The sequence below is a fragment of the Ottowia pentelensis genome (assembly GCF_964341695.1).
Map to the genome: position 1 here is coordinate 569968 of NZ_OZ224513.1, position 23277 is coordinate 593244.

Sequence of the window (23277 nt, forward strand, 5' to 3'; positions counted from 1 at the left end):
CGCGATGACCGGCCTGTTCACCGATCTGCACGTGCTCATCCTGGGCCTGGGCCAGTCCGGCCTGGCGATGGCGCGCTGGTGCGCCCGCCAGGGCGCGCGGGTGACGGTGGCCGACACGCGCGAGCAGCCGCCGCAACTGGCCCTGCTGCGCGAGTCGGTGCCCGAGGCCCGCTTCGTCGCCGGGCCGCTGACGGCGGCGCTGCTGGACGACGCCTCGCTGCGCGCGATCTACCGCAGTCCGGGCCTGGCGCCGGCCGGCCTGGCGGACCTGATGGCGGCGGCGCAGGAGCGCGCGCTGCCCGTGGGCGGCGAGCTCGACCTGTTCAGCCAGGCGCTGGCCCAGCTGCGCACCGAGCAGCACTACGCGCCGGCGGTGCTGGCGGTGACCGGCACCAACGGCAAGACCACGGTGACCGCGCTCACCGGGCAGCTGGTGCAGCGCGCCGGCAAAAGCGTGGCGGTGGCCGGCAACATCGGCCCCAGCCTGCTCGACACGCTGGCGCAGGGCCTGGACGCCCAGGCCCTGCCCGAGGTCTGGGTGCTGGAGCTGTCGAGCTTTCAGCTGGACGCCGCGCACGCCTTCGAGCCGACGGCCGCGGTGGTGCTCAACATCACGCAAGACCATTTGGACTGGCATGGCGACATGGCGGCCTATGCCGCGGCCAAGGCCAAGGTGTTCGGCGCCGCGGCCACCATGGTGCTCAACCGCGACGATCCGCGGGTGGCCGCCATGCGGCCGGCGCCCGCTGCCAAGGCGGCGAAGGGCCCGCGCCCGCCGGCCCGCAACGTGATCAGCTTTGGCGCCGGCATGCCGACGGCGCCGGGCGACTTCGGCATCGAGTTGGTCGGCGGCATGGCCTGGCTGGTGCGCGCGCTGGAGGCCGACGAGACCCAGCGTCGCCGCAAGGACGCCGAGCCCGAGCTGCACCTGCAGCGCCTGATGCCCGAGGGCGCGCTGCGCATTCGCGGCCGGCACAACGCGGTCAATGCGCTGGCCGCGCTGGCGCTGGCCGTCGGCTGCGGCTGCGCGCTGGGCCCCATGCTGTATGGCCTGCGCGAGTACCGCGGCGAGCCGCACCGCGTCGAGTCGATCGGCGTGCTGGACGGCGTGGAATATTTCGACGACAGCAAGGGCACCAACGTGGGCGCCACCGCGGCCGCGCTGCAGGGCCTGGGCGCCGAGCGCCGCGTGGTCGTGATTTTGGGTGGCGACGGCAAGGGGCAGGACTTCAGTCCGCTGGCCGATCCGGTGGCGCGCTTTGCCCGCGCGGTGATCCTGATCGGACGCGACGGCCCGGCCATCGGCCAGGCGCTGCAGGAAAGCGGCGTGCCGCTGGCGCCCGCCGCGACGCTGGAAGACGCCGTGGCCCAGGCGCGGGCGCAGGCGCAGCCGGGCGATGCGGTGCTGCTGTCGCCGGCCTGCGCCAGCTTCGACATGTTCCGCGACTACGCCCAGCGCGCCGAGGTGTTTCGCGCCGCCGTGACGGCGCTGGCGCGCGACGCCGGCGTCGAGCTGGAGGCGATGTCATGAGCGCAGTCGTTGGAAAGCTGACCAGCCTGGCCGGCGGCAAGCGGCGCCTCGCCGACGCCGCGCGCGAGGGCGAGCTGCCGGTGCGCATCAGCGGCAGCGAGTTCGCGCGCACCACCAGCACGCCCTCGCGCGTGCTCGGTTTCGACCAGGCGCTGATCTGGGTCTGCGTGGCGCTGCTGGCCTTCGGCATCGTGATGGTGTATTCGGCCAGCATCGCGCTGCCCGACAACCCGCGCTTCGCCCGCTACTCGCCTTATCACTTCGTGGGACGGCATGCGATGTGGATCGCGCTGTCGCTGCTGGCGGCGCTGGTGGCCTTCCAGGTGCGCATGGACTGGTGGGAGAAGATGGCGCGGCCGCTGTTCCTGGTCTCGCTGGCGCTGCTGATCGCGGTGCTCATCCCGCACGTCGGCAGCGTGGTCAACGGCGCGCGCCGCTGGATCGGCTTCGGGCCGATCAACTTCCAGCCCTCGGAGCTGGCCAAGATCGCCATCCTGCTCTACGCCTCCGACTACATGGTGCGCAAGATGGAGGTCAAGGAGCGCTTTTTCCGCGCCGTGCTGCCGATGGCCATCGCGGTAGCGGTGGTGGGTTCGCTGCTGCTGGCGCAGCCCGACATGGGCGCCTTCATGGTGATCGCGGTGATCGCCATGGGCATCCTGTTCCTCGGCGGCGTCAACGCGCGCATGTTCTTCGTCATCGCGACCATCCTGGTGGCGGCCTTCGCCGCCATGATCTGGACCTCGCCGTGGCGGCGCGCGCGCATCTTCGCCTACCTCGACCCGTTCAGCGAGGACCATGCGCTGGGCAAGGGCTACCAGCTGTCGCACGCGCTGATCGCCATCGGCCGTGGCGAGGTCTTCGGCGTGGGCCTGGGCGGCAGCATCGAGAAGTTGCACTGGCTGCCGGAGGCGCACACCGACTTCCTGCTGTCGGTCATCGGCGAGGAGTTCGGCCTGGTGGGCCTGACCTGCGTGATCTTCCTGTTCTTCTGGCTCACGCGCCGCATCATGGGCATCGGGCGGCAGGCGATCGCGCTGGACCGCGTGTTCTCGGGCTTGGTGGCGCAGGGCGTGGGCCTGTGGCTGGGTTTCCAGGCCTTTATCAACATCGGCGTCAACCTGGGCGCGCTGCCCACCAAGGGCCTGACGCTGCCCTTCATGAGCTACGGCGGCTCGGCCATCATGGCCAATCTGGTGGCGATCGCCATCGTGATGCGGGTGGATGCTGAGAATCGCCAGCTGATGCGCGGAGGCCGCGCATGACGATGAGCGCCGCACGGCCGCCCGAAGGCGCGAGGGCCCCCTCGGGGGGCAGCTACCCAAGCGTAGCGGGGGAGCGTGGGGGCCATTTCTGCGTTCTTGTCATGGCTGGCGGCACGGGGGGGCACATCTTCCCGGGCCTGGCCGTGGCCGAGGCCCTGCGCGAAGGTGGCTGGCGCGTGCACTGGCTGGGCGCGCCGGGCAGCATGGAGCAGCAACTGGTGCCGCCGCGCGGTTTCGCCTTCGAGCCCATCGCCTTCGGCGGCGTGCGCGGCAAGGGGCCGCTGACGCTGGCCCTGCTGCCGCTGCGCCTGCTGCGGGCGTTCTGGCAAAGCATCCAGGTGCTGCGCCGCGTGCGTCCCGACGTGCTGGTGGGCCTGGGCGGCTACATCACCTTCCCCGGCGCGCTGATGGGCGTGGCGCTGAACAAGCCGCTGGTGCTGCACGAGCAGAACTCGGTGGCGGGCCTGGCCAACAAGCTGCTGGCCAGCATCGCCGACCGCGTGTTCACGGCCTTTCCGGGCGTGCTGGCCAAGGCGCGGCGCGTGCAGTGGGTGGGCAACCCGCTGCGCGCCGAGTTCACGCGGGTGCCCGACCCGGCCACGCGCTTTGCCGGCCGCAGCGGGCCGCTGCGCCTGCTGGTGGTGGGCGGCAGCCTGGGCGCGCAGGCGCTCAACAGCGTGGTGCCGCAGGCGCTGGCGCGCCTGCCGGCCGCCAGCCGGCCGACGGTGCTGCATCAAAGCGGCGCCAAGCAGATCGACGCACTGCGCGCCAACTACCACGCGGCGGGCGTCGAGGCCGAGCTGCGCCCCTTCATCGACGACATGGCCCAGGCCTATGCCGACGCCGACCTGGTGATTTGCCGCGCCGGCGCCACCACCGTGAGCGAGATCGCAGCCGTGGGCGCCGCCGCGCTGTTCGTGCCCTTTCCGCACGCGGTGGACGACCACCAGACGAGCAACGCGCGCTTTCTGGTCGATCAGGACGCGGGCTGGCTGGTTCAGCAGGCCGACCTGACGGCCGAGAGACTGATGGAAATACTACAAAAAATGGAGCGTCCCACGCTGTTGCAGCGGGCGCTGAAGGCCAAAACCATGCAAAAACTGACGGCCACGCGTGAGATCGTGGCCGCGTGCGAGGAACTGGCCGCATGAAGCACGCCATCCGCCACATCCACTTCGTCGGCATCGGCGGCTCGGGCATGAGCGGCATTGCCGAGGTGCTGCACAACCTGGGCTATGTCGTTTCCGGCTCCGACCTGGCCGATGGCGCGATGCTGCGCCGCCTAGCCGGCCTGGGCATCCGGACCTTCGTCGGCCACGCGGCCGAGCACGTGGCCGGCGCCGACGCGGTGGTGACCTCCACCGCGGTCAAGGCCGACAACCCCGAGGTGCTGGCCGCGCGCGCGCGCCACATCCCGGTGGTGCCGCGCGCCATCATGCTGGCCGAGCTGATGCGCCTCAAGCAGGGCATCGCCATTGCCGGCACCCACGGCAAGACGACCACCACCAGCCTGGTCGCCAGCGTGCTGGCCGAGGCCGGGCTGGACCCGACCTTCGTCATCGGCGGGCGGCTGAACAGCGCCGGCACCAACGCGCGGCTGGGCGCGGGCGACTACATCGTGGTCGAGGCCGACGAGTCGGACGCCTCGTTCCTCAACCTCTCGCCCGTGCTGGCGGTGGTCACCAACATCGACGCCGACCACATGGAGACCTATGGCCACGACTTCGGCCGGCTGGAAAAGGCCTTCGTCGATTTTCTCGGCCGCCTGCCCTTCTACGGCACCGCCATCCTGTGCCTGGAAAGCCCGGCGGTGCGCGAGATCCTCGGCCAGCTCACCACGCCGGTGACGACCTACGGCTTCGGCGAGGACGCCCAGGTGCGTGCGGTGGACGTGCGCGCGATGGCCGGGCAAATGCATTTCACGGTGCAGCGGCGCAACGGCGTGCGGCTGCCCGACCTGCCGGTGGTGCTGAACCTGGCGGGCGAGCACAACGTGCTCAACGCGCTGTCGGCCATCGCGGTGGCGGTGGAGCTGAACATCGACGACGCGGTGGTGCTAAAGGCGCTGGCCGAGTTCAAGGGCGTGGGCCGGCGCTTTCAGCGCTATGGCGAGCTGCCGGCCAGCGACGGCGGGCGCTTTGCCCTGATCGACGACTACGGCCACCACCCGGCCGAGATGGCGGCCACGCTGGCCGCCGCGCGCGGCGCGTTTCCGGGCCGCCGCCTGGTGCTGGCCTTCCAGCCGCATCGCTACACCCGCACGCGCGACTGCTTCGACGATTTCGTCAAGGTGATCGGCCGTGCCGACGCCGTGCTGCTGACCGAGGTCTACGCCGCCGGCGAGGAGCCCATCGTGGCGGCCGACGGCCGCGCGCTGGCGCGCGCGCTGCGCGTGGCCAGCCAGGTGGAACCGGTTTTCGTGGCGGACGTGGCGGACTTGCCCGCGCAGCTGATCGCGCAGGTGCGCGGCGGCGACGTGGTGATGTGCATGGGCGCGGGATCGATTGGCGGCATTTCGGCGAAAGTCGTTGATTTGCTACAAAAACCTGAGCATAATTCGGGCGCATCGTGATGACCATGCAGCAACCCGACCTTCAACTTGGAAAAGTGGCCGTGCTGATGGGTGGACGCTCGGCGGAACGCGAGATTTCGCTGATGTCCGGCCGGGGTGTGCTGACGGCGCTGCGCGCGCGCGGCGTCGACGCCCACGCCTTCGATCCGGCCGAGCAGCCACTGGACGAGTTGAAGCGCCAGGGCTTTGCGCGCTGCTTCATCGCGCTGCACGGGCGCTACGGCGAAGACGGCACGGTGCAGGGCGCGCTGGAGCTGCTGGGCATTCCCTACACCGGCGCCGGCGTGCTGGCCTCCAGCCTGGCCATCGACAAGATCATGACCAAGCGCGCGTGGCTGGCCGAGGGCCTGCCCACGCCGCGCCACGTGCTGCTGCACCGCGGCCCGCACGACGCCGCGCGCCTGCAGGCCGTGGTGGCCGAGCTGGGCCTGCCGCTGATCGTCAAGCCCTCGCGCGAGGGCTCGTCGATCGGGCTGACCAAGGTGACGCGCGCCGAGCAGATGGACGCGGCCGTGGCCACCGCCGCCCGGCTGGACGCCGACATCCTGTGCGAGCAGTTCATCGCCGGCGACGAGGTGACCTGCTCCATCCTGGGCACGGGCGAAGGCGCGCGCGCGCTGCCGGTGATCCACATCGTGGCGCCCGAGGGCAACTACGACTACCAGAACAAGTACTTCACCGACGTCACCGAATACCGCGTGCCCTGCGACCTGCCACCCGGCGAGGAGGCCGCCATCCAGGCGCTGGTGCTCAAGGCCTACCGCCTGCTGGGCTGCCGCGGCTGGGGCCGGCTGGACGTGATGATCGACGCCGCCACGCGCCGGCCCTGGCTGCTGGAGCTCAACACCTCGCCCGGCATGACCGGCCATTCGCTGGTGCCGATGGCGGCCAAGGCGGCGGGCATCAGCTATGAAGATCTGTGCCTGCAGGTGCTGGCCGATGCCGGGCTGGACTACGCGACGGGAGGGGACCAATGAGTTCGTCCCTGGCGCTGCCCTTCGACGTGCGGCTGATGAACTTCACCACCGCGGTGCTGGTGTCGGCGCTGCTGCTGGCCGGGGTGGCCGCGGGCCTGTGGTGGGTGTTGCGCAACCCCATGTTCACCATCGGCCAGATCACCGTGACCGGCGACACCCAGCACATCAGCCGCGCCGGCCTGCGCGCCAGCGTGGAGCCGCGCCTGGCGGGCAACTTCTTCACGCTCGATCTGGGCGCGGTCCAGGCGGCGTTTCAGCAGGTGCCCTGGGTGCGCAAGGCCACCGTGCGGCGCGAGTTTCCCAACCGCCTGGCGGTGCAGTTGCACGAATACGTGCCGGTGGCGCAATGGGGCGAGGGCGACACGCACCTGGTCGACGGGCAGGGCAAGGTGTTCGAGGTGTCCGACTTCGATGGCGCCGACTCGGAGCTGCCGACGCTGCTGGGCCCCGAGGGCCAGGCGCCGGCGGTGCTGGCCATGTACCGCGCGCTCGAGCCGCTGCTGGCGCCGCTGGACACCACGATCGACAGCCTGGAGCTGGAGCCGCGCGGCCACTGGCACGCCAACCTGGCCAGCGGCGCGGCGATCGAGCTGGGCCAGGGCGCCGAGCCGGTGCTGGCGGAGCGGCTGAGCCAGTTCGCCAGCACCGCCGCCGAGGTGGCGGCGCGCCACCAACGCACGGTGGCGGACATCGAGACGGCCGACCTGCGCCACGTGGGAGGGTACGCGCTGCGCTTGCGCGGCGTCACCACGGTGCAGGCGGCAGACCGGCGCGCGAAACGCTGAGGCGTCGGCACACGGGCAACGACAGGTAGAACAATGGCAAAAGAGTTCAAGGATTTGATCGTCGGGCTGGACATCGGCACCGCCAAGATCATGGTGGTGGTGGCCGAGGTGCTGCCCGGCGGCGACCTGCGCCTGGCGGGCCTGGGCAGCGCGCCCAGCCATGGGCTCAAGCGCGGCGTGGTGGTCAACATCGACGCCACGGTGGCCAGCATCCAGCAGGCCCTGAAAGAAGCCGAGCTGATGGCCGACTGCAAGATCGGCCGCGTCTACACCGGCATCACGGGCAGCCACATCCGCGGCTTCAATTCCAGCGGCATGGTGGCGGTGCGCAGCAAGGAGGTCTCGCCCTCGGACGTGATGCACGTGGTCGACGCCGCCAAGACCATCAACATCTCCAGCGACCAGCGCCTGCTGCTGGTCGAGCCGCAGGAATTCATCATCGACGGCCAGGACGTGCGCGAGCCCGTGGGCATGAGCGGCATGCGCCTGGAGGCCAAGGTGCACATCGTCACCGGCGCGCAAAGCGCGGCCGAGAACATCGTCAAGTGCGTGCGCCGCTGCGGCCTGGAAGTCGACCAGCTGCTGCTCAACCCGCTGGCCTCCAGCCACGCCGTGCTGACCGACGACGAGCGTGAGCTGGGCGTGGTGTGCGTGGACATCGGCGCCGGCACCACCGACGTGGCCATCTTCACCGGCGGCTCCATCCGCCACACCGCGGTGGTGCCGATCGCCGGCGACCTGATCACCAGCGACATCGCCATGGCGCTGCGCACGCCCACCATGGACGCCGAGGACATCAAGGTGGCCCACGGCTGCGCCAAGCAGCTGCTGGCCGAGGCCGACACCCAGGTCGAGGTGCCGGGCCTGGGCGACCGCACGCCGCGCCTGCTGTCCAAGCAGGCGCTGGCCGGCGTGATCGAGCCGCGCGTGGAAGAGATTTTCCAGCTCGTGCAGCAGGTGATCCGCGACTCGGGCTTCGAGGAAGTGCTGTCCTCCGGCGTGGTGATCACCGGCGGCAGTTCGGTGATGCCCGGCATGGTCGAGCTGGGCGAGGACATCTTCCTGAAGCCGGTGCGCCGTGGCGCGCCCAAGTATTCGCGCGCGCTGTCCGACATGGTGGCCCAGCCGCGCTCGGCCACCGTCATGGGCCTGCTCGAAGAGGCGCGGCTGGCGCGCCTGCGCGGCTTCAAGGTGGCGCAAAAGGCCGGTTCCGTGAAGTCGGCCTTCGGTCGCATCAAGGAATTCATCGTGGGGAACTTCTGAGCATGCACCGCCCCAAGCACGGCGCCCTGGTGCCGCCCATTCCCCCGCCCTGGCCGAGTACGGGGCCGCCCTCGTGAGGGGCGGCGCCGCGAAGGTTTGCTAGGCAATTCGTCAGTTCATTTCAAAAAAGTCGTTCATTCAAGGCAACTGCAGGCACGTTAAGGAGTACACCATGAGCATCGAGATGATTGAAACCGAGAGCTTCAACTCGGGCACCCAGATCAAGGTCATCGGCGTCGGCGGCGGCGGCGGCAACGCCGTCGACCACATGATCGAGCGCCATGTGCAGGGCGTGGAGTTCATCTGCGCCAACACCGATGCTCAGGCGCTGTCGCGCGTGCTGGCGCAGTCGGTCATCCAGCTGGGCTCCACCGGCCTGGGCGCGGGCAGCAAGCCCGACAAGGGGCGCGAGGCGGCCGAGGCGGCGGCGGACGAAATCCGCCAGGCCATCCGCGGCGCGCACATGCTGTTCATCACCGCCGGCATGGGCGGCGGCACCGGCACCGGCGCGGCGCCGGTGATCGCGCGCGTCGCCAAGGACATGGGCATCCTGACCGTGGGCGTGGTCACCAAGCCCTTCGACTGGGAGGGAGGCCGGCGCATGACCAACGCCGAGACCGGCCTGGCCGAGCTGGAGGCCAACGTCGATTCGCTGATCGTGGTGCTGAACGAGAAATTGCTCGAAGTGCTGGGTGACGACATCACGCAGGACGAGGCCTTTGCCCAGGCCAACGACGTGCTCAAGAACGCCGTCGGCGGCATTGCCGAGATCATCAACGACTACGGTCACATCAACGTCGACTTCGAGGACGTGCGCACCGTGATGAGCGAGCCCGGCAAGGCCATGATGGGCACGGCCACGGCCAGCGGCCCGGACCGCGCGCGCATCGCCGCCGAGCAGGCCGTGGCCTGCCCGCTGCTGGAGGGCATCGACCTGTCGGGCGCCAAGGGCGTGCTGGTGCTGATCACGGCCGCCAAGGGCAGCTTCAAGCTGAGCGAGTCCAAGGCCGCGATGGAGACCATCCGCGCCTACGCCTCCGACCAGGCCCACGTGGTCTACGGCGCCGCCTACGACGACGCGCTGGGCGACGAGCTGCGCGTCACCGTGGTTGCCACGGGGCTGTCGCGCCAGGGCGCCGGTCGGCGCCAGCCGATCACCGTGGTGCAGGGCGGCCTGCGCACCGGCACCGACAACGTGCCCTTCACGATGGGCGGCATGGCCACCGCGCCGGCCGGCACGCGCATGGCCGGCGGCCAGGCGGGCTACGACCCGGCCATCGTGCCGCGCGTGTGGACCTCGCCGCGCACCATGGATCGCAGCCACGCCGCCGCGCGCGTCGATGCGCTGTCCTCGGGTGGCATGGACGACGTGGAGATCCCGGCCTTCCTGCGCAAACAGGCGGATTGATCGGCCATCGGCCCCTGCCCGTCCGAGCGCCCCGGGCGGGCGAAACGCCCCGCTCGGGGGCGTTTCGCTTTGGCGGCCAGGCAGCATGACGTGCAGCATGACGTGCGCCAAAAAAATTAAAATCCACGGTTATGCTTGCGCAACGCACCCTCAAGACGCTGACCCGCGCGGTGGGCGTCGGCCTGCACAGCGGCGAGCGGGTCGAGCTCACGCTGCGCCCGGCGCCGCCGGACACCGGCATCGTGTTTCGCCGCATCGACCTGCCGCAGCCGGTCGACATCCCCGTCAACGCGCAGTCGGTCACCGACACGCGCCTGGCCTCCACCATCTCGCGTGGCGACGTCAAGGTGCGCACCATCGAGCACCTGATGTCGGCCTGCGCCGGCCTGGGGCTGGACAACCTGTACATCGACATCACCGCCGAGGAGGTACCCATTCTCGACGGCTCGGCCTCCTCTTTCGTCTACCTGCTGCAAAGCGCCGGCATCGAGCCGCAGAAGGCGCCCAAGAAGTTTCTGCGGGTGCTCAAGCCCGTGGAGGTGAGCGAAGGCGAGGGCGAGCAGCTCAAGTGGGCGCTTCTCACGCCGCATCACGGCTTCACGCTCAGTTTCGAGATCGAGTTTCATCACCCGGCGGTGGACGCCACCGGGCAGCGCGTCGAGTTCGATATGGGCTCGGGCCGTTACAGCCGCGACATCGCGCGCGCGCGCACCTTCGCCTTCTCGCGCGACGTCGAAACCATGCGCGCCAACGGCCTGGCGCTGGGCGGCGGCCTGGACAACGCCATCGTGATGGACGACACCAAGGTGCTCAACGCCGATGGCCTGCGCTACGCGGAGGAATTCGCCAAGCACAAGATCCTGGACGCCATCGGCGACCTGTATTGCATCGGTCACCCCATGCTGGCCGCCTACAGCGCCTTTCGCTCCGGCCACGCGCTCAACAACCAGTTGCTGCGCGCCCTGCTGGCGCAGGCCGATGCCTGGGAGCTGGTCAGCTTCGAGCACGCGCGCCAGGCGCCGGCGGGCTTTGCCGAGCTGGCGCGGGCCTGGTAGGGCGCGGGCGCATCGGCCAGCCTGAACTGCCGTGACGCTGTTTCGCCTTTTGATCCTGCTGGCTTTGCTGGCAGCCGCCGTCAGCTACGGGATGTTCGCTCACACCGGCCAGCAGCGGCATCGCCGGCGCGGCTGGCTGATCCTGAAGTGGACCTTGCTGGCGGCCTTCGGCTTTTTTGCCGTGCTGTTCGTGCAGCAACTGTGGCCGCGCGCTTGACCGGCGCCTTTCCCATCTTTTGACATGAGCACGACCGCTTTCACGCCCGATCTGCCGGCCCTGCACGCCCGCCTGCAGGCTTCGGCGCCGCTGGTGCAGGCCATCACCAACACCGTGGTGCAGCAGTTCAGTGCCAACGTGCTGCTGGCCGCGGGCGCCGCGCCGGCCATGATCGACCACGAGGCCGACGCCGCGCAGTTTGCCGGCGTGGCCGACGGCATCCTGATCAACCTGGGCACGGCCAGCAACCACCAGCTGCTGGCGGCGGATGCCGCGATCAGCGTGGCCAGCGAGACGGGCAAGCCCTGGGTGCTGGACCCGGTGAGCGTGGGTGTCGTGGCCTTTCGCACCATCAAGATTCGCCAGGCGGCGGCGGCGCGGCCCACCGTGGTGCGCGGCAACGCGTCGGAGATCGCCGCGCTGGCGGGCGCTGGCGCCGGCGGCCGTGGCGTGGACTCGACCGACGAGGTCGACGCCGTGCTGCCGGCGGCCATCCGGCTGGCGCAGACCACGGGTGGCGTGGTGGCCGTGTCGGGGGCGCGCGATGCGGTGGTGGCCGTGGAGGGCGCGCAAGCGCGCATCGCCCGCATCGGCGGCGGCCACGCCCTGATGCCCAAGGTGGTCGGCATGGGCTGCGCGCTGGGCGCGCTGGTCGTCGCCTACCTGGCGGCGGGCCGCGCCTTGGGCGGCGAGCGGCTGGCGGGCGACTGGGCGGCCACGGTGGCGGCGCACGCGCACTTCGCGCTGGCCGGGGCGGAAGCCGGCGCACGGGCGCTCGGGCCCGGCAGTTTTCAGGTGGCGTTTGTCGACGCGCTGCATGCGCTGCCATCGGCCGATCTCGCACGGGCCGACGTGCAGGTCGGAACGCGGGCGCTCTGAGCAGAAAGCCGTACCCCGCCATGGACGCGCGCTGGAGCGGGGTCGATCCCCGCCTGTATTTCGTCACCGACACCGACCTGTGCGCGCGCGCCGGCCGCACGGTGGCGCAGACGGTGGCGGCGGCGGTGGCCGGGGGCGCGGGCATCGTGCAGGTGCGCGACAAGGATCTGGACGACGCTGCCTTCGCGCAGCTGACGCGTCAAGTGCTGGATGCCGTGCAGGCCGTCACGCGTGCCACCGCGCGACGCGTGCCGGTGGTCGTCAACGACCGGGTGGCCGTGGCGCGGCAATTGCTGGACGAAGGCCGGGACGTGCACATCCACGTCGGTCAGGGCGATGTGCCGGTGGCCGAGGTGCGGCGCATCCTGGGTCCGCGGCCGTTGCTTGGGCTGTCGGCCGCCACCGTGGCGCAATGCGCTGCCGCGCGGGCCAATGGCTGCGTCGATCTGATCGGGCTTTCGCCGGCCTTCGACACCGCCACCAAGCCGGACGCCGGCGCGGGCCTGGGCCTGGACGGCGTGCGCGCCCTGGCCGCGCAGGCCGGCCTGCCCTGTGTCGCCATCGGCGGCATCGACGTGGCGCGCGCGACCCTGCTGCGCGGCAGCGGCGTGGTCGGGGTGTGCGTGGTGTCGGCAATTTGCAGCGCGGCCGATCCGCAAGTGGCGGCCAGTGCGCTCTACGCCGCGTTCGCGGGTCGCGCGCCCAACTGAGCGTCGGCGCGGCCGCCGTGGCGGCAGGCCTCGGGGGTTTGCCCCGTCCATAGGCGAAAGGCGCGGGCGAAGCTCTTGTCGCTGCCAAAACCCACCTCGCGCGCGATCTGCTTGACGGGCCGCTGGCTGCGCTGCAGCAGTTCGACCGCGCGCGCCTGGCGCTGCTCGTCCTTGAGGGCTTGCAAGGCCATGCCCTCGGCCGCCAGCTGCCGGTGCAGGCTGCGCGGTGACAAGGCCAGCGCGGCCGCCAGCGATTGCGCCGTGTGCGCCAGATCGGCCTGCAGCAGTTGGCGCACCCGCAGCGCCAGCAGGCGGTCGCGCCGGTAGGGCCGCACCATCAGCGGCAGGGCGCGGTGCAGCATCTGGTCGAGCGCGGCGTTGTCGCGGCGCAAGGGCAAGTCGAGGTAGCGGGCGTCGAAGCGCAGGGCGGCGGCGGGCGCGTCGAACACCACCGGGCCCGGAAACAGCCGGGCATAGACCTCGGCATGCGGCGGCGCGGCAAAGGGAAATTCGGCCGACTGCAGGGGGATGCGCGAGTCGATCCACCAGCAGGCCAGGCCGTCCACGTTGCGCAGCAGCGAGAGCAGGGCGAACTCGCGCGGTGCCGTGGCGGGCAGTTGGTCGCTCAGTTGCACGCTGGCGCGCTCGCCCGCCACCGCCAGTCGCAATTGAACGTCCGACGTCAACAGGCCATGGTGGCGGCACCAGCGCGCCAGCGCCACGCCCAGCGTGGGGGCTCCCTGCGAGGCGCGCGTCAGCATGCCGTAGCTGCCCCAGGGCAGGCGGCGGTGAAACCAGCCGGGCGCCTCGTCGTCCAGTTCCTGCATGGCCGCAAAGCACAGGCGCTCGAACTGCAGGGCGCTGACGTACCCCGCCTCTGCCGCCCCGGTGGGTGTCGTGATTTGTGCCTTGGCCAGGGCGGCATCGGCATCCAGGCCGCGCTGCGCGTAGGCTTGTACGATGGCGCGGACGAACGCCATCGGCGTGCCGGTGTGCGCCGCTGCGCCGGGCGCGGCCCCGGTTGGATCGGGTGAGATCATGAACGATGGCTGGATTTGCAACCATTTTGTCATTTCACTCACGGCCTTGGCGGCGTAAGCTGCGCCGACAGGCGGAACTTGCGCGTGTGATGAGCCGCGCCTGCCGACGCCGGCGGAGACAAGCACCATGAGCAGCCAGCAAACCTTGACCCACAGCCACGCCCAGGGCGCCCCCCGCCCGGCCCTGATCGAGCAGACCATCGGCGCCTTCTTCGACGACATGGTCGCGCGCTTTCCCGAGCGCGAAGCTCTGGTGTCGGCGCACCAGAAGCGCCGCTACACCTATCGCCAGTTGCAGACCGAGTCGCGCCGCCTGGCCAGCGCCTTGCTGGCGCTGGGCCTCAAGCCCGGCGATCGCATCGGCATCTGGTCGCACAACAACGCCGAATGGGTGTTGATGCAACTGGCCACCGCCATGGCGGGGCTGGTGCTGGTCAACATCAACCCGGCCTACCGCACGGCCGAGGTGGAATACGCGCTCAACAAGGTGGCGTGCAAGGCGCTGGTCACCATGCCGCGCTTCAAGACCAGCGACTACCTGGGCATGCTGCGCGAGCTGGCGCCCGAGTGGGCGCACGCCAAGGCAGGCGAGGCCCTGCAGTCCAAGACCCTGCCGCATCTGCAACACGTGTTCTGGATCGACGTCGAAGGCGAAGGAGCGGACGAAGCGGGCTTCAGCCGCTTTTCGGCGCTGCTGAAGACCGGCGACCCGCAGGATGCGCGCCTGGCGCAGGTGGCGCGGCTGCTGCACAACCAGGATGCCATCAACATCCAGTTCACCAGCGGCACCACCGGTTTTCCCAAGGGCGCCACGCTGACGCACCGCAACATCCTGAACAACGGCTTTTTCATCGGCGAGGCGATGAAGCTGACCGAGCAGGACCGCCTGTGCATCCCCGTGCCGCTGTACCACTGCTTCGGCATGGTGCTGGGCAACCTGGCGGTGCTGACGCACGGCGGCTGCATCGTCTACCCCAACGACGCGTTCGAGCCGCTGTCGGTGCTGCAGACGGTGCAGGACGAAAAGTGCACCGGCCTGCACGGCGTGCCCACCATGTTCATCGCCGAGCTGGATCACCCGCGCTTTGCGGAGTTCGACCTGTCCACCCTGCGCACCGGCATCATGGCCGGCAGCCCCTGCCCGGTCGAGGTGATGAAGCGCGTGCAAAGCGAGATGCACATGCGCGAGGTGACCATCGCCTACGGCATGACCGAGACTTCGCCCGTCAGCTGCCAGAGCTCCACCGACACGCCGCTGGACAAGCGCGTGTCCACCGTCGGCGGGGTGCAGCCGCACCTGCAGATCAAGATCATCGACCCCGCAAGCGGCCAGACCGTGCCGGTGGGCGAACGCGGCGAGTTCTGCACCAAGGGCTACTCGGTGATGCAGGGCTATTGGGAAGACCCGGCGCGCACCGCCGAGGCGATCGATGCCGAGGGCTGGATGCACACGGGCGACCTGGCCACCATGGACAGTGAGGGCTACGTCAACATCGTCGGGCGCATCAAGGACATGGTGATCCGCGGCGGCGAGAACGTCTATCCGCGCGAGATCGAGGAATTCCTCTATCGCCATCCGCAGGTGCAGGACGTGCAGGTGGTGGGCGTGCCGGACGCCAAATTCGGCGAGGAGCTGTGCGCCTGGATCATCACCAAGCCTGGACAGGATTTGACCGCAGACGAGGTGCGCGCCTTCTGCCAAGGCAAGATCGCACACTACAAGGTGCCGCGCTACATCCGCTTCGTCGACGCCTTTCCGATGACGGTGACGGGCAAGATCCAGAAGTTCAAGATTCGCGAGGCGATGGTGCGCGAACTTGGAATATCCGAACAAAAAACGGCTTGAGCCGGCGTCCGACAAGCGCGAACAGCTATTCGATTCATAGTAAAAGGTCATCCATGCCCGTCATTCAATCCAAGCTTAATGCCCGTTCGGCCGACTTTCAGGCCAACGCCGACGCGATGCGCGCGCTGGTGGCCGACCTTCATGCCACGGTCGCCAAGGTCGGGCAGGGCGGCGGCGAGGCCGCGCGCAAGAAGCACATGGACCGCGGCAAGCTGCTGCCGCGCGTGCGCGTGCAGATGCTGCTGGACCCGGGCACGCCCTTTCTGGAAATCGCGCCGCTGGCCGCGCTGCACATGTACCCGGACCGCGATGGCACGGACGCGGCGCCGGCGGCGGGGCTGGTGGCCGGCATCGGCCGGGTGTCGGGCGTGGACTGCATGATCGTCTGCAACGACGCCACGGTGAAGGGCGGCACCTATTACCCGATGACGGTGAAGAAGCACCTGCGCGCGCAGGAGATCGCCGAGCAGAACCGCCTGCCCTGCATCTACCTGGTCGACTCGGGCGGCGCCAACCTGCCCAACCAGGACGAGGTCTTCCCCGACCGCGAGCACTTCGGCCGCATCTTCTACAACCAGGCCAACCTGAGCGCGCAGGGCATCGCGCAGATCGCGGTCGTCATGGGCAGCTGCACGGCCGGCGGCGCCTACGTGCCCGCCATGAGCGACGAGGCCATCATCGTCAAGAACCAGGGCACCATCTTTCTGGGTGGCCCGCCCCTGGTCAAGGCGGCCACGGGCGAGGTGGTGAGCAGCGAAGACCTGGGCGGCGGCGACGTGCACACGCGCCTGTCGGGCGTGGCCGACCACCTGGCGCAAAACGACACCCACGCGCTGGCGCTGGCGCGCGAGGTGGTGGCGCACCTGAACCGCACCAAGATGCGCGCCGGCGCGCTGCAAACTCCCATCGCGCCCAAGTACGCCGCCGAGGAACTGCACGGCGTGATTCCCACCGATTCGCGCAAACCCTTCGACGTGCGCGAGATCATCGCCCGCATCGTCGACGGCAGCGAGTTCCAGGAGTTCAAGGCGCGCTTCGGCACCACGCTGGTGTGCGGCTTTGCCCACATCGAAGGCATGCCGGTGGGCATCGTCGCCAACAACGGCATCCTGTTCAGCGAATCGGCGCAAAAGGGCGCGCACTTCATCGAGCTGTGCTGCCAGCGCAAGATTCCGCTCATTTTTTTGCAGAACATCACCGGCTTCATGGTGGGCCGCAAGTACGAGAACGAAGGCATCGCGCGCCACGGCGCCAAGCTGGTCACGGCCGTGGCCACGGCCAACGTGCCCAAGTTCACCGTCATCATCGGCGGCAGCTTCGGCGCCGGCAACTACGGCATGTGCGGGCGCGCGTACAGCCCGCGGTTTTTGTGGATGTGGCCCAACGCGCGCATCAGCGTGATGGGCGGCGAGCAGGCCGCCAGCGTGCTGGCCACCGTGCGGCGCGACGGCATCGAGGCCAAGGGCGGCCAATGGTCGGCCGAGGAAGAGGAAGCATTCAAGGCCCCGATCCGCCAGCAATACGAACACCAGGGCCACCCCTACTACGCCACCGCGCGCCTGTGGGACGACGGCATCATCGACCCGGCCGACACGCGCCGCATGCTGGCGCTGGGCCTGTCGGCGACGCAGAACGCGCCGGTGCCGGATGTCAGGTTTGGCGTTTTTCGCATGTGATGTGCATAATGTGTGTTCATGTGATAATTTATACACATCATGCGAACCAACATTGACATCGACGACGACTTGCTGGCCAAGGCCATGCAAGCGGGCCCGTACACCACCAAGAAGGACACAGTGGAAGCCGGCTTGCGCCTGTTGGCGCGGCAGGCCGCCTATCGTGAAATCCTGAAGTGGCGCGGCAAGCTGAAGTGGGAAGGCGACGAATCCATCGACTGGACGCAGCCGGATCCTGAGGCTGGATCCGACGACGCAGCCGTGCCCGCCGCGCTGGAACTGCACGAACGCCGGGCCGGTTACCGCGTAGAACGTACCAAGCCGCAAGCCAGAACGTCGGCGAAGTCAACACAGGAGAAGCGCCGCCGTGCTGGTCGTTGACTCCAGCGTCTGGATCGACTTCTTCGCCGACCGGCCCACCGCCGCCTGCGACGAGCTCGATCGCCTGCTGCAGGACGGCCAGACGCGCCTGGTCGTGCCCGACCTGGTGCTCTACGAAGTGCTGCGCGGATTTCGCCATGAGCGCGCCATGCGCCAGGCGCGCCTGCTGCTGCTGACGCTGAGCGTCGAGCCCTGCGGCGGCGAGGACATCGCTCTGGCCGCGGCCGAGCACTATCGTCACCTGCGCGTGCGCGGCATCACCGTGCGCAGCAGCATCGACGTGATGATTGCCGCCTTCTGCATCGACCGCGACTACCTGCTGTTGCACGGCGACCGCGATTACGACGCCATGGCCGCGCACCGGGGCCTGCGCGTCTGGGGCCATTGACGTGAACTGGACCGATCACTTCAGCACCCTGGCGCGCTACAACGCGTGGGCCACCGCGCGGTTGCTGGATGCGGTGGCACAGGTCAGCGACGAAGACTACCGACGCGACATGGGCCTGTTCTTCAAGAGCATCCACGGCACGCTGAATCATTTGCTGGTGGGCGAGCATCAACTTTGGTTCGTGCGCTTTGCCGAGGGGACGTCACCACGCGTGGCGCTCGACGCGGAGTTGGAGACGGACCGTCACCGTCTGGCGCAGCGCCTGCGCGAAGGCGCCGAGCGCTGGGCGCCCCTGATCGCCGACCTGGCGCCCACCGCTTGGGATGGCACGCTGGACTACACCACCATGCGCGGCACTGCGGTGTCGCTGCCGTTCGCCACCACCCTGGCCCACGTGTTCAACCACGGCACCCACCACCGCGGGCAGATCACCGCCGCGCTGACCGCGCTGGGCCAGCCCTGCCCCGAACTCGATCTGGTCCACATGCTGCAACAGGAACAAGCCAAGCCATGAGCACCGACATCCGCATCGACGTCTACAGCCACGTCGCCACCGTCACGCTCAGTCGCCCCGAAGTGCGCAACGCCTTCAACGACGCCGTGATCGCTCGCCTGTCCGAGACCTTTGTCCAGCTCGGCGAGCGCGCCGACGTGCGCGCCATCGTGCTGGCCGCCGAGGGCCCGGCCTTTTGCGCCGGCGCCGACCTGAACTGGATGCGCCGCATGGCCGACTACAGCCGCGAGGAGAACCTGCAGGATGCCGCCCAGCTGGCCTTCATGCTGCGCACGCTTTATGAATGCCCCAAGCCCACGGTGGCGCGCATCCAGGGCGACGTGTACGCCGGCGGCATGGGCCTGGTGGCGGCTTGCGACGTGGCCGTCAGCGTGGACACGGCGCACTACTGTCTGAGCGAGGTCAAGCTGGGCCTGATCCCGGCCACCATCAGCCCCTACGTCATTCGCGCCATGGGGCCGCGCGCGGCGCACCGCTGGTTCCTGACGGCCGAGCGCTTCGGCGCCGCCGAGGCGCTGCGCATGGGTTTCGTGCACGAGGTGGTGCCGGCCGAGCAGCTCGACGACCAGGTCGGCGAGATCGTGCGCGCCCTCACCGCGGCCAGCCCGGGTGCGGTGCGCTCTGCTAAGCGCCTGGTGCAGGACGTGGCCGGGCGCGACATCACCCGCCTGCTGATCGACCGCACGGTCGAGGGCATCGCCGACATCCGCGCCAGCGACGAAGGCAAGGAGGGCGTGCAGAGCTTTCTGCAAAAGCGCAAGCCGGCATGGTTGCAGTCATCATGAATTTCAAGCGTTTTATTGCTCAAGCCCAGGTGAATCAAGCGCGAACAGCTATCGATATGATAGTAATCGAGCGAACCAAGGTACGTCGGGACTGATTGACCCCACGAGGCACGTCCATGCAGGAACTCGTCCAGACCTTCGTCCAGTGGTTGCACGGCATCGGCTTCGGTCCCGACGCCGGCACCGCCGCGGCCGTCGGCAGCGCCGCCGGCCAGGTGGGCGATGCCGTCAGCCAGGCGACGGCCAGGATGGACATGCCCAGCCTGGTGGCACTGGCCGCGGCGCTGGGCTGGGCCAGCGGTTTCCGGCTGTACGCCGTCGTCTTTTTGACCGGCGCCCTGGGCGCGGCCGGCTGGATCGCGCTGCCGCCGGGCCTGCACGTGCTGGCGCACCCGGCGGTGCTGACCGCCAGCGGCTTCATGATGCTGGTGGAGTTTTTTGCCGACAAGATCCCCTGGGTCGACAGCCTGTGGGACACGGTGCACAGCGTCATCCGCATTCCCGCCGGCGCGCTGCTGGCGGCCGGCGTGTTCGGCGCCGACTCGGGCACCATGGGGCTGGTCGCGGGCCTGCTGGGCGGCTCGCTGGCGGCCACGGCCTTCGCCACCAAGGCCACCACGCGCGCGGCCATCAACACCAGCCCGGAGCCGTTCAGCAACTGGGGGGCGTCGCTGTTCGAGGACGGCCTGTCGGTGGCCGTGGTGTGGCTGGCCACGCAGCACCCGCTGCTGTTCGGCGTGGCGCTGGCGGTGATGCTGGTGCTGTCGGCGCTGCTGCTGGTGCTGCTGTTCAAGTTTTTCAAGTTGGTGCTGCGCAAGCTCGGGGCTTTCCTGGGCCGCTCGCCGCCCGCGCCGCAAGGCGTGCCCTGACGCTCACGAGGTCGAGACCATGTTCACCAAGATCCTGATTGCCAATCGCGGCGTTCGCGCGCAGCGCGGGCTAGCCAAATTGCCTGGCACGCGCAGCGTGCGGCAGGCGATGAGCCGCGGAGGGCGCCATGTTTAAAAAAATACTGATCGCCAACCGCGGCGAAATCGCCTGCCGCGTCGCCGCCACGGCGCGGCGCCTGGGCGTGCGCACCGTCGCCGTCTATTCCGACGCCGACGCCCACGCCAAGCACGTCATGGCCTGCGACGAGGCCGTGCACATCGGCGGCAGCGCGCCCAAGGACAGCTATCTGCAGTGGCAGCGCATCATCGACGCCGCCAAGACGACGGGCGCGCAGGCCATCCATCCGGGCTACGGCTTTCTGAGCGAGAACGAGCACTTCGCCCAGGCCTGCGCCAACGCCGGCCTGGTGTTCATCGGCCCGCCCGCCGGCGCCATCCTGGCCATGGGCCTGAAGGCCGAGTCCAAGCGCCTGATGGCCAAGGCCGGCGTGCCGCTGGTGCCCGGCTACCAGGGCGAGGACCAGGACCCGGCGCTGCTGCAGCGCGAGGCCGACCGCATCGGCTACCCGGTGCTGATCAAGGCCAGCGCGGGCGGCGGCGGCAAGGGCATGCGCGAGGTGAACCAAAGCGAGGACTTCGCCGCCGCGCTCGCGTCCTGCCAGCGCGAGGCGGCCAACAGCTTCGGCAACGACGCCGTGCTGGTCGAAAAATACGTGCAGCGCCCGCGCCACATCGAGATCCAGATCTTCGGCGACCGCCACGGCAACTACGTCTACCTGTTCGAGCGCGACTGCTCGGTGCAGCGCCGCCACCAGAAGGTGCTGGAAGAAGCACCCGCGCCCGGCATGACGCCGGCGCTGCGCCAGCAGATGGGCGAGGCCGCGGTGGCCGCTGCGCGCGCCGTCGGCTACGTCGGCGCCGGCACGGTCGAGTTCATTGCCGAGCAGCCCGGCGGCTACGCGCACCCCGAGCAGATCAGGTTCTACTTCATGGAGATGAACACGCGGCTGCAGGTCGAGCATCCAGTCACCGAGGCCATCAGCGGGCAAGACCTGGTCGAATGGCAGCTGCGCGTGGCCGCCGGCCAGCCACTGCCCTTGACGCAGGACGAGCTGCGCATCCACGGCCACGCCATCGAGGCGCGCATCTGCGCCGAGAACCCCGACAAGGACTTCCTGCCCGCCACCGGCACCCTGCATGTGTACCGCAAGCCGCCGCACAGCGCCTTCGCCATCGGCGCCACGCGCATGGACGACGGCGTGCGCGAGGGCGACGCCATCAGCCCGTTCTACGACTCGATGATCGCCAAGCTGATCGTGCACGGCGACACGCGCGAGCAGGCGCTGGGCCTGCTGGACGCCGCGTTGGCGCAAACGCACATCGTCGGCGTGCAGACCAATGTGCAGTTTCTGCGCCGGGTGCTGGCCACGCCGGCCTTCAGCCAGGCCCAGCTCGACACCGCGCTGATCCAGCGCGAGCAGGCGCGGCTGTTCCACCAGGACCCGCTGGGCGCCGAGCTGGCCGTGGCCGCCGCCGCCGCGCACTCGGTGCTGGGCGAGCGCGCCAGCCAGACCACGACCCCTTCTCGCGCCGCGACGGTTTTCGCTCGCACGGCGTGGCCTCGCGCCGCATCGACTACGACTATCAGGGCCAGGACGTGGTGGCCAAGCTGCGCTATCTGGACGACGGCCTGAGCCTGCAGGTGGGCGATGCGCCCGCGGCGGCGCTCGACTTCACGCCGCAGGGCCTGGGCGCCGACGCACCGATCGACCTGCGCTACGGCGGCCGCCGCCAGGTGCTGCGCGTGTACCGGCTGGGCGAGGTGCTGCACATCTTCGGCGATGCCGGCGCCACGCAGATCGCCGAGCTCGACCCGCTGGCCAGCGCCGGCGAAGGCGCGGGCGAGGGCGGACGCCTGACCGCGCCCATGCCGGGCAAGGTGGTCAGCATCGCCGTCAAGGCCGGCGACACCGTCCGCAAGGGCCAGCCACTGGCGGTGATGGAGGCCATGAAGATGGAGCACACCATTGCCGCGCCGCAGGACGGCGTGGTGGGCGAGGTGCTGTACGCGCCGGGCGACCAGGTGCCCGAGGGCGCCGAGCTGCTGCGCCTGGAGTCCGGTGCGTGAAAATTTTGCTGTGCAACCGCGCCGAGCGGCCCGGCTCGGCCTGGCAGCGCGAGCTGCAGGCCGCGCTGCCCGCTGTGCCCATCGACCCCTGGCAGCCGGGCATGGCCGCCGAATACGACTGGGCGCTGGTGTGGAACCCGCCGCAGCAGTTGTTCGACGAACAGCCGCAGCTGAAGGTCGCGTTCAACCTGGGCGCCGGGGTCGACAAGCTGCTGTCTTTGCGCCTGCCGCCCGCGCTGCAGGTGCTGCGGCTGCAGGATGCGGGCATGGCGGTGCAGATGGCCGAGTACGTGTGCCACGCGCTGATCGATTTTTTTCGTCAGCTCGGCGTCTATCGCGCGCAGCAGCGGCAGGGCCTGTGGCAGCCGCACGCCGCGCGCGAGCGCCGCGCGTATCCGGTCGGCATCCTCGGCCTGGGCGTGCTGGGCACGCGCGTTGCGCGGGCGGTGCAGGCGTTCGACTTTCCGGTGCTGGGCTGGAGCCGCACGCCGCGCGCGGTCGCGGGCGTGCGCTGCTTCGCTGGCGCGGGCGAGCTGGACGCCTTCCTGGCTGCCAGCCGTGTGCTGGTGTGCCTGCTGCCACTGACCGCGACCACGCGCGGCCTCGTCGACCGCGCGCGCCTGCGGTGCCTGCAGCCCGGGGGCTGCCTGATCAACATCGCGCGCGGCGACTTGGTGGTCGAGGACGACCTGCGCGCCGTGCTGGACGACGGCCATCTCGCGGCTGCGGTGCTCGACGTCATGGCCGAGGAGCCGCTGCCCGCCGGCCACTGGCTGTGGTCGCACCCCAAGGTCACGCTCACGCCGCACATCTCGGCCATGACCTTGCGCCGCGAGGCCGTGGCCCAGATTGCGCAGGCCGTGCAGACGGGGCTGCGCGGCGAGGCTTTGCCGGGACTGGTCGACCGCGCGCGCGGCTATTGAGCCAGCGAGCCAGCAGGCAAGCCGCGTGCCCATTAAACTGCCAA

21 protein-coding genes and 1 pseudogene are annotated in these 23277 nt (G+C 69.8%); 21 read left to right on the plus strand and 1 reads right to left on the minus strand.

Translation table 11 applies throughout. The annotated features are described in order from the left end of the window. Positions 1–4: 4 nt before the first annotated feature. From murD to thiE, 12 genes are all read left to right on the plus strand, one after another. Positions 5–1531: a UDP-N-acetylmuramoyl-L-alanine--D-glutamate ligase gene (gene murD / locus ACWHMB_RS02755; protein ID WP_377481743.1), complete on the plus strand. Its 1527-nt coding sequence runs from the start codon at positions 5–7 to the stop codon at positions 1529–1531. Then, positions 1528–2796 carry a putative lipid II flippase FtsW gene (gene ftsW, locus ACWHMB_RS02760; protein ID WP_377481740.1) on the plus strand — a complete coding sequence of 423 codons (1269 nt, stop codon included), beginning with the start codon at positions 1528–1530 and terminating at the stop codon, positions 2794–2796. The genes murD and ftsW overlap by 4 nt, the downstream gene beginning before the upstream one ends. After that, positions 2793–3947: an undecaprenyldiphospho-muramoylpentapeptide beta-N-acetylglucosaminyltransferase gene (gene murG, locus ACWHMB_RS02765; RefSeq protein WP_377481738.1), complete on the plus strand. Its 1155-nt coding sequence runs from the start codon at positions 2793–2795 to the stop codon at positions 3945–3947. The genes ftsW and murG overlap by 4 nt, the downstream gene beginning before the upstream one ends. Continuing rightward, positions 3944–5368 carry a UDP-N-acetylmuramate--L-alanine ligase gene (gene murC, locus ACWHMB_RS02770; RefSeq protein WP_377481735.1) on the plus strand — a complete coding sequence of 475 codons (1425 nt, stop codon included), beginning with the start codon at positions 3944–3946 and terminating at the stop codon, positions 5366–5368. Before murG ends, murC begins: the two co-directional genes overlap by 4 nt. Next, positions 5368–6345 carry a D-alanine--D-alanine ligase gene (locus ACWHMB_RS02775; protein ID WP_377481732.1) on the plus strand — a complete coding sequence of 326 codons (978 nt, stop codon included), beginning with the start codon at positions 5368–5370 and terminating at the stop codon, positions 6343–6345. The genes murC and ACWHMB_RS02775 overlap by 1 nt, the downstream gene beginning before the upstream one ends. Then, a complete protein-coding gene (locus ACWHMB_RS02780; RefSeq protein WP_377481729.1) occupies positions 6342–7130 on the plus strand; it encodes a cell division protein FtsQ/DivIB in 789 nt (262 codons plus the stop codon). The genes ACWHMB_RS02775 and ACWHMB_RS02780 overlap by 4 nt, the downstream gene beginning before the upstream one ends. A 33-nt stretch (positions 7131–7163) precedes the next feature. Next, the gene (ftsA, locus tag ACWHMB_RS02785; RefSeq protein WP_377481726.1) at positions 7164–8393 is read left to right on the plus strand and encodes a cell division protein FtsA; all 1230 of its coding nucleotides are present in this window, start codon (positions 7164–7166) and stop codon (positions 8391–8393) included. Between the two features lie 172 nt (positions 8394–8565). Next, positions 8566–9801, plus strand: coding sequence for a cell division protein FtsZ (gene ftsZ, locus ACWHMB_RS02790; RefSeq protein WP_377481723.1), 1236 nt, complete (start codon positions 8566–8568; stop codon positions 9799–9801). Between the two features lie 131 nt (positions 9802–9932). Next, a complete protein-coding gene (gene lpxC, locus ACWHMB_RS02795; RefSeq protein WP_377481721.1) occupies positions 9933–10856 on the plus strand; it encodes a UDP-3-O-acyl-N-acetylglucosamine deacetylase in 924 nt (307 codons plus the stop codon). Between the two features lie 31 nt (positions 10857–10887). Further along, a complete protein-coding gene (locus ACWHMB_RS02800; RefSeq protein WP_377481718.1) occupies positions 10888–11073 on the plus strand; it encodes a hypothetical protein in 186 nt (61 codons plus the stop codon). Between the two features lie 24 nt (positions 11074–11097). Next, positions 11098–11952 (plus strand): hydroxyethylthiazole kinase, encoded by an 855-nt coding sequence (thiM, locus tag ACWHMB_RS02805; protein WP_377481714.1) that lies wholly within the window; start codon positions 11098–11100, stop codon positions 11950–11952. 20 nt (positions 11953–11972) lie between these two features. Beyond that, complete coding sequence (thiE, locus tag ACWHMB_RS02810; protein WP_377481711.1) at positions 11973–12662, plus strand: thiamine phosphate synthase; 690 nt, start codon at positions 11973–11975, stop codon at positions 12660–12662. On the opposite strand, the gene ACWHMB_RS02815 is transcribed toward thiE, so the two are convergent. After that, complete coding sequence (locus ACWHMB_RS02815) at positions 12629–13702, minus strand: AraC family transcriptional regulator (protein WP_377481708.1); 1074 nt, start codon at positions 13700–13702, stop codon at positions 12629–12631. The two genes, thiE and ACWHMB_RS02815, sit on opposite strands and share 34 nt — an antisense overlap. Before the next feature lie 127 nt (positions 13703–13829). Between ACWHMB_RS02815 and ACWHMB_RS02820 the strand changes: the two genes are divergently transcribed. The 9 genes and pseudogenes from ACWHMB_RS02820 to ACWHMB_RS02860 all read left to right on the plus strand — a co-directional run bounded on the left by ACWHMB_RS02820 (position 13830) and on the right by ACWHMB_RS02860 (position 23233). Then, positions 13830–15548 (plus strand): AMP-binding protein, encoded by a 1719-nt coding sequence (locus tag ACWHMB_RS02820; protein ID WP_377481706.1) that lies wholly within the window; start codon positions 13830–13832, stop codon positions 15546–15548. Between the two features lie 53 nt (positions 15549–15601). After that, a complete protein-coding gene (locus ACWHMB_RS02825; RefSeq protein WP_377481703.1) occupies positions 15602–17224 on the plus strand; it encodes a carboxyl transferase domain-containing protein in 1623 nt (540 codons plus the stop codon). A gap of 39 nt (positions 17225–17263) precedes the next feature. After that, positions 17264–17605, plus strand: a complete 342-nt coding sequence (locus ACWHMB_RS02830; protein ID WP_377481700.1) for a type II toxin-antitoxin system VapB family antitoxin — start codon at positions 17264–17266, stop codon at positions 17603–17605. Continuing rightward, complete coding sequence (vapC, locus tag ACWHMB_RS02835) at positions 17592–17993, plus strand: type II toxin-antitoxin system VapC family toxin (RefSeq protein WP_377481697.1); 402 nt, start codon at positions 17592–17594, stop codon at positions 17991–17993. The genes ACWHMB_RS02830 and vapC overlap by 14 nt, the downstream gene beginning before the upstream one ends. A gap of 1 nt (position 17994) precedes the next feature. Continuing rightward, entirely contained in the window at positions 17995–18507 is a 513-nt protein-coding gene (locus ACWHMB_RS02840) for a DinB family protein (protein ID WP_377481694.1), read from the plus strand. Further along, entirely contained in the window at positions 18504–19292 is a 789-nt protein-coding gene (locus ACWHMB_RS02845) for an enoyl-CoA hydratase/isomerase family protein (RefSeq protein WP_293224462.1), read from the plus strand. Before ACWHMB_RS02840 ends, ACWHMB_RS02845 begins: the two co-directional genes overlap by 4 nt. Before the next feature lie 116 nt (positions 19293–19408). Further along, a complete protein-coding gene (locus ACWHMB_RS02850) occupies positions 19409–20161 on the plus strand; it encodes a DUF4126 domain-containing protein (RefSeq protein WP_293224464.1) in 753 nt (250 codons plus the stop codon). A gap of 169 nt (positions 20162–20330) precedes the next feature. After that, positions 20331–22307, plus strand: a pseudogene (locus tag ACWHMB_RS02855) (acetyl-CoA carboxylase biotin carboxylase subunit); the annotation flags it as partial. Further along, complete coding sequence (locus ACWHMB_RS02860) at positions 22307–23233, plus strand: 2-hydroxyacid dehydrogenase (RefSeq protein ID WP_377481690.1); 927 nt, start codon at positions 22307–22309, stop codon at positions 23231–23233. The pseudogene ACWHMB_RS02855 and the gene ACWHMB_RS02860, both read left to right, overlap by 1 nt. Positions 23234–23277 lie beyond the last annotated feature (44 nt).